This is a genomic window from Sphingosinicella soli, assembly GCF_014199685.1.
GTDB lineage: Bacteria > Pseudomonadota > Alphaproteobacteria > Sphingomonadales > Sphingomonadaceae > Sphingosinicella > Sphingosinicella soli.
Genome location: NZ_JACHNZ010000047.1, coordinates 25,001 through 31,187 on the forward strand (window position 1 = coordinate 25,001; position 6,187 = coordinate 31,187).

At 64.0% G+C, this 6,187-nt stretch carries 5 protein-coding genes, 1 tRNA gene and 2 rRNA genes (1 of these 8 only partly in view); 5 read left to right on the plus strand and 3 right to left on the minus strand.

All coding sequences use genetic code 11. The features are described from left to right. The 4 genes from GGQ98_RS15910 to GGQ98_RS15925 form a co-directional block, all read left to right on the plus strand. A 23S ribosomal RNA gene (locus GGQ98_RS15910) occupies positions 1–917 on the plus strand; it begins 1,875 nt to the left of the window's first position. Between the two features lie 87 nt (positions 918–1,004). Further along, positions 1,005–1,119: ribosomal RNA gene (rrf, locus tag GGQ98_RS15915) — 5S ribosomal RNA — on the plus strand. A gap of 110 nt (positions 1,120–1,229) precedes the next feature. Beyond that, a tRNA-Met gene (locus tag GGQ98_RS15920) sits at positions 1,230–1,306 on the plus strand. A gap of 141 nt (positions 1,307–1,447) precedes the next feature. Continuing rightward, complete coding sequence (locus tag GGQ98_RS15925) at positions 1,448–2,890, plus strand: aldehyde dehydrogenase family protein (protein ID WP_184071285.1); 1,443 nt, start codon at positions 1,448–1,450, stop codon at positions 2,888–2,890. Positions 2,891–2,904: 14 nt separating this feature from the next. Here the strand turns inward: GGQ98_RS15925 and GGQ98_RS15930 are convergent, their stop codons facing one another. After that, a complete protein-coding gene (locus GGQ98_RS15930; protein WP_184071287.1) occupies positions 2,905–3,342 on the minus strand; it encodes an MgtC/SapB family protein in 438 nt (145 codons plus the stop codon). 122 nt (positions 3,343–3,464) lie between these two features. On the opposite strand from GGQ98_RS15930, the gene GGQ98_RS15935 reads away from it, so the two are divergent. Beyond that, positions 3,465–4,424 carry an NAD(P)H-dependent flavin oxidoreductase gene (locus tag GGQ98_RS15935; protein ID WP_184071290.1) on the plus strand — a complete coding sequence of 320 codons (960 nt, stop codon included), beginning with the start codon at positions 3,465–3,467 and terminating at the stop codon, positions 4,422–4,424. Here the strand turns inward: GGQ98_RS15935 and GGQ98_RS18515 are convergent. Together GGQ98_RS18515 and GGQ98_RS15940 are read right to left on the minus strand one after the other, a co-directional pair. Beyond that, positions 4,398–4,961 (minus strand): STAS domain-containing protein, encoded by a 564-nt coding sequence (locus tag GGQ98_RS18515; protein ID WP_243451948.1) that lies wholly within the window; start codon positions 4,959–4,961, stop codon positions 4,398–4,400. The two genes, GGQ98_RS15935 and GGQ98_RS18515, sit on opposite strands and share 27 nt — an antisense overlap. After that, on the minus strand, positions 4,958–6,055 hold the full coding sequence (locus GGQ98_RS15940) for a SulP family inorganic anion transporter (RefSeq protein ID WP_243451949.1): 1,098 nt from the start codon (positions 6,053–6,055) through the stop codon (positions 4,958–4,960). Before GGQ98_RS15940 ends, GGQ98_RS18515 begins: the two co-directional genes overlap by 4 nt. Between the last annotated feature and the right edge of the window lie 132 nt (positions 6,056–6,187).

The following is a 6,187-nucleotide window of genomic DNA, read 5'->3' on the forward strand; positions in this document are numbered from 1 at the left end:
CGAATGGCGTAACGACTTCCCCACTGTCTCCAACATCTGCTCAGCGAAATTGAATTCCCCGTGAAGATGCGGGGTACCCGCGGTTAGACGGAAAGACCCCGTGCACCTTTACTGCAGCTTCAGAGTGGCATTAGGAATTAACTGTGTAGGATAGGTGGGAGGCTTTGAAACAAGGGCGCCAGTTCTTGTGGAGCCATTGGTGAAATACCACCCTGTTGATTTCTGATGTCTAACCTGCGCCCGTGAAACCGGGCGAGGGACCCTCTGTGGCGGGTAGTTTGACTGGGGCGGTCGCCTCCTAAAGAGTAACGGAGGCGCGCGATGGTTGGCTCAGGACGGTTGGAAACCGTCTGTTAGAGTGCAATGGCATAAGCCAGCCTGACTGCGAGACTGACAAGTCGAGCAGAGACGAAAGTCGGTCATAGTGATCCGGTGGTCCCTTGTGGAAGGGCCATCGCTCAACGGATAAAAGGTACGCCGGGGATAACAGGCTGATAACCCCCAAGAGCTCATATCGACGGGGTTGTTTGGCACCTCGATGTCGGCTCATCACATCCTGGGGCTGGAGCAGGTCCCAAGGGTTTGGCTGTTCGCCAATTAAAGTGGTACGTGAGCTGGGTTCAGAACGTCGTGAGACAGTTTGGTCCCTATCTGCCGTGGGCGTCGATATTTGAGAGGAGTTGCCCCTAGTACGAGAGGACCGGGGTGAACATACCTCTGGTGGACCTGTCATCGCGCCAGCGGTGCAGCAGGGTAGCTATGTATGGACGGGATAACCGCTGAAAGCATCTAAGCGGGAAGCCTCCCTCAAGATAAGATATCATCGAGCCGTGGAAGACCACCACGTTGATAGGCCGGATGTGGAAGCGCGGTAACGCGTGGAGCTAACCGGTCCTAATTGCTCTGTTCGCACTTAGAGCCCACACTATCATCGTCAGCGCTGATCGGATTTTGATCCGACGGCTTCGATTTCAAAACCCTTTTCGTACGCACCGCCTTCATAGCTTGGTGGCCATAGCGTCTGTGCCCCACCCGATCCCATCCCGAACTCGGCCGTGAAACCAGACTGCGCCGATGGTACTACTGCTCAAGCAGTGGAAGAGTAGGTCGCCGCCAGGCTTTGCAGGCGGTGCGCACGGAAAGAAAAAACCCATTTACAATGTTCAAAGGCCTCAAGTGCCATCGGCCTTGCGGACCTGGAGGCCCGACTTTGTCGGACACATGGTTGACGCGGGATGGAGCAGCCCGGTAGCTCGTCAGGCTCATAACCTGAAGGTCGCAGGTTCAAATCCTGCTCCCGCAACCAACTTCGCGAAAAACAAACGCCCTTCGGGGCGTTTTTTTCGTTTTGGGGCCTTCGCTGCGCCCCTGCCGCTTGAAAGGGGTGCGGAGCGTACCCGAATCGCGCTAAGCCGGTTGCAAATCCACAAACATGATGGAGCGAGCCATGCGTGATTACCTGAAATTCTATGTGGGCGGCGAATGGGTCGATCCCGCCGGAAGCGCGAAAACGCTCGATGTCCTCAATCCCGCGACCGAATCCGTCGCCGGACGCATCAGCCTCGGCTCGGCGGAGGATGTCGATCGCGCGGTTAAGGCCGCGAAAGCCGCATTCCGCAGCTTTTCGCGCACCAGCCGCGCCGAGCGGCTTGAACTTCTGCAGGCGATCCTCGCCGAATACACCAGGCGCAGCGGCGAGATGGCCGAAGCGATCACCGAAGAGATGGGCGCCCCCGCGTGGCTTTCGAAAAGCGCGCAGGCCGCAATCGGTGCGGGGCATCTCCACACCGCGATCGAGGTGCTGAAGACCTACAAATTCCATGAACCGCGCGGCACGACGATGATCGCGAAGGAGCCGATCGGCGTCTGCGGGTTCATCACGCCCTGGAACTGGCCGATCAACCAGATCGCCTGCAAGGTCGCGCCCGCGCTGGCCACGGGCTGCACGATGGTGCTGAAACCGTCTGAAATCGCGCCGTTCTCGGCGTGGCTGTGGACCGAAATTCTTCACGCGGCGGGCGTTCCCAAAGGCGTCTACAATCTCGTGAACGGCGACGGTCCCACCGTGGGCGCGGCGATCTCGTCGCATCCCGATGTCGATATGGTGAGCTTCACCGGTTCGACGCGCGCGGGCGTGGAGGTCGCGAAGGCTGCGGCGCCCACGGTGAAGCGCGTCGCGCAGGAACTGGGCGGCAAGTCGCCCAACATCCTGGTCGACGACGAGGGGTTCGGTGATGCCGTGAAGCGCGGCGTCGCGCACGTGATGACCAACTCGGGCCAGTCCTGCAACGCGCCGACGCGCATGTTCGTCCCCGCCGGCCGCATGGACGAGGCGAAGACGGTCGCGAAGGCCACTGCCGACGCGTGGGCCCCCGGCGACCCCAACGGCAACGCGCGCATGGGGCCTGTCGTGTCGGAGCTGCAATGGACCAAGATCCAGGGCCTGATCCAGAAGGGCATCGACGAGGGTGCCGAACTCGTCGCGGGCGGCACCGGGAAGCCCGAGGGGCTGGAAACCGGCTACTACGTCAAGCCCACCGTGTTTGCGAACGTCACGAACGCGATGACGATCGCGCGCGAGGAAATCTTCGGGCCCGTCGTCGCGATCCTCGGCTACGACAGCCTGGACCGCGCGGTCGAAGAGGGCAACGACACCGTCTACGGCCTCGCAGCTTACGTACAGGCGAAGGATATCGAAAAGGCCCGCGAGATCGCCGGGCAGCTTCGCGCAGGGCAGGTCATCATCAACGGCGCGGGCAGCGATCTGATGGCGCCCTTCGGCGGCTACAAGCAATCCGGTAACGGCCGCGAATGGGGCGATCATGCCTTCGGCGAGTTCCTCGAGACGAAGGCGATGATCGGTTACGGCGAAGCGGTCGCCGCCGAATAATCAATGCCGAATAATCACTCCTGCGCGTCCGGCATCACCCGGTAAAGGACGCGCAGCACGACCAGAACCGTCAGCCCCAGCAGCGTGCCGATCACCACGAGCGGCAGCTGCCCGGCGCCGCACGCTATGCCGACGGCGGCGCACAGCCAGATGTTCGCAGCGGTCGTCAGGTTTCGCACCTTGTCGCCGCGCACGAAGATCAGCCCCGCCGCGATGAAGCCCACGGCCTGCGCCAGCCCCTCGATCGCGCGCAGTGGATCGGGCTGGGCTTCGGGGCTTTTCACCGCCTCGAACATCATCAGCGACGAAATCACGATCATCGCCGAGCTGAGCGACACAAGCGCGTGCGTACGCAATCCCGCCTCGTGCCCGCGCATTTCCCGATCAAAGCCGAACGCCAGACCGATCACGGTCGCGGCGCCGAGGCGTATGGCGATGTCCTCCCAGGTCATGGCTGTTGAATTGCCAAATCGTGCAAAGGTTCCTCGCCGATCTGCGGCCTTATCAGTAGCGCGAGCTACGCGCCGCGACGCGTCCTCCGCATAATCCGGCAAACGACACGGAGTTTCCCTGAATGGCCATTCGCACCCCGATCTGTGATCTGCTCGGCATCGCGCATCCGATCCTGCTCGCGGGCATGGGCGGCGTTTCCTATGCGGAGGTGTGCGCGGCGGTTTCGAATGCGGGGGGCTTCGGCACGCTCGGCATGGCAGGCACCAGCCCTGTGTTCATCCGTGATCAGATGAAACGCGTGAAGGATCTCACCGACAAGCCGTTCGGCGTCGATCTTCTCGCCGCGCAGCCCGAAACGCTCACCGAAAGCGTCGATGTCATCATCAAGGAAGGCGCGAAGGCCTTCATCGCGGGGCTCGGCGTGCCGACGCCCATACTCTCCGAACTCAAGGCCGCGGACCTCGTCGTCATGTCGATGTGCGGCACGGTCGGCCATGCCGTGAAGGCGGCGGCGGCGGGCTGCGACGCGGTGATCGCGCAGGGTACGGAGGGCGGCGGCCACACCGGCCGTGTGGCGAGCGCCGCGCTTTGGCCGCAGTGCGTCGATGCCGTGGATGTGCCGGTGATCGCTGCGGGCGGCCTCTATGACGGGCGCGGCCTCGCGGCGGCGCTCGCCTTCGGCTGCCAGGGCGTGTGGATGGGCACGCGCTTCATCGCCAGCAACGAGGCGCACGCGGGCCAAGCCTACAAGGACGCGATCGTCGCCATGCGCGACACGTCCACCACGATCAGCCGGGGCTTCACCGGCAAGACGCTGCGCGCCATCGCCAACGAAACGACCGAATATTTCGATCGGCATCCCGAAGATTTGAAACCGTTCCCGCTACAGGTGATGGAGTCGGGGCAGGCGAACCGGCTGGGACCGATCGCGGGCCTGCTCGATGTCGACCCGGCCACGCAGTGCCTCGCGGCGGGGCAGGGCGGCGGCGGGGTCGATGCGATCCTCAGCTGCGCCGAGATCGTTGAGCGCACACTCGCCGAGGCGCGGGCGACGTTAGACCGGCTCCGCGCCTTCGGCTGAGGCCATCGCGAGCGCGGCGGCATAATCGGGCGCGAAGCGTACCTTGCCGCTTTTCGGACCGAGGTCGTTCCGGCGAAGCACCTGCGCGGGTTGCGGCTGCACGTTCGCGAAGATCACTGCGGCGCCGTGCCGGTGCGCCATGCCCACGAAATCCTTGATACCTTCGACACCGCTTGCATCGAGCAGCGGCACCTCGCGCATCCGCAGGATGATGACGCGCGGCGGCTGGCCGATGCGGCGCAGCGTTTCGACGAGATCGGACGCGACGCCGAAGAAGAACGGTCCGGTGATACGGAACACCTCGACGCCCGGCGGCAGGTCGTCCCGCTGCCGGGCATCCTCGGTTTCCACCTCCCGCACCGTCACGGCGACCGTGCGGCTCATGCGTTCCATGAACATCAGGCTGGCGAGCGTGACGCCGACGCCGATCGCCACGGTGAGATCGACGAGCACGGTGAGCGCGAAGGTCAGCAGCAGCACCACGCGGTCGCCCACCGGCATCGCGCGAATGCGCAGCAACCGTTCGTACTCGCTCATCCCCACGCCACCATGAACAGGATCGCCGCGAGCGCCGCCATCGGGATATAGCCCATCAGGTCGGTGCCGAGTGCCATGAACAGCAGCAGGAACAGCGCGTGGAACAGGCCCGCAACCGGCGTGCGCCCGCCCGCGCGGATGTTGGTGGCGGTGCGCGCGATCGCGCCCGTCGCCGGAAGCCCGCCGAAAAGGGCCGAGGCGAGATTGGCTATGCCCTGCCCGACGAGTTCTTGGTTGGAGCGGTGCCGATAACCGGTCATGCCGTCGGCGACGACGGCGGAAAGCAGCGCCTCGATCCCTGCGAGGAAGGCGATCGTGAACGCGGCGGGCAGCACGGCTGTGAGCTTGTCGAGGCTGAGCGCCGGAATGTGCGGCATCGGCAGCCCGGAAGGAATCGCCGGAAACCGCGAACCGACCGTATCGACGGGAAGCCCGAGCAGCGACACGGCAAGCGCCGTCACCACCACGGCGACGAGGAAACCCGGCACTTTGGGCGCGGTGCGGCGCAACGCGACGATGATGCCGAGCGCGGCGATGCCGACGCCGAGCGTGGCGAGGTCGATGGTCCCGATTGCCTGCCCATAAGCGGCGATCTTGGGCAGGAAGTCGGCGGGCACTTCGGCCATGCGCAGGCCGAGAAAGTCCTTCACCTGCGTCGCCGCGATGATAACGGCGATACCGGCCGTGAAGCCGGTCACGACGGGGTGCGGGATGAACTTGATGAGATTGCCGAGCCGCGCATAGCCCGCCACGAGCAGAATCGCGCCCGCCAACAGCGTCGCCAGCACCAGCCCGTCATAGCCGTGCTGCGCGATGATATTGAATACGACGACCACGAATGCGCCCGTCGGCCCGCCGATCTGTGTGCGCGATCCGCCGAGCGCCGAAATCAGGAACCCCGCGACAACCGCCGTCACCAGCCCCTTGTCGGGCGAAGCGCCGCTCGCGATGCCGAGCGCCATGGCCAGCGGCAGCGCGACGATCGCGACGGTGAGCCCCGCAAGCGCATCGGCGCGCAGGCGTGCAATGTCGTAGCCTTCGCGAAGCACGGTGATGAGCTTCGGCGTGAATGAAGCGGGCAGGACGCCAGACATAGGCAACTCCCCCGGAAATCTCGCGGAATGCCCTTGTGCTAGGTGTTTAGTCCCTCGTTTTGATGGTGCGGTTCTCTGATAAACCGTTTTGGCTGCTCGGACCATATTTTGCAGACATATTCATATGGGGTG

What these genes read in the sequence shown, in the direction of transcription:
- GGQ98_RS15925 (WP_184071285.1), top strand. Translation starts at nt 1,448, where the DNA reads ATGCGTGATTACCTGAAATTCTATGTGGGCGGCGAATGGGTCGATCCC.
- GGQ98_RS15930 (WP_184071287.1), bottom strand. Translation starts at nt 3,342, where the DNA reads ATGACCTGGGAGGACATCGCCATACGCCTCGGCGCCGCGACCGTGATC.
- GGQ98_RS15935 (WP_184071290.1), top strand. Translation starts at nt 3,465, where the DNA reads ATGGCCATTCGCACCCCGATCTGTGATCTGCTCGGCATCGCGCATCCG.
- GGQ98_RS18515 (WP_243451948.1), bottom strand. Translation starts at nt 4,961, where the DNA reads ATGAGCGAGTACGAACGGTTGCTGCGCATTCGCGCGATGCCGGTGGGC.
- GGQ98_RS15940 (WP_243451949.1), bottom strand. Translation starts at nt 6,055, where the DNA reads ATGTCTGGCGTCCTGCCCGCTTCATTCACGCCGAAGCTCATCACCGTG.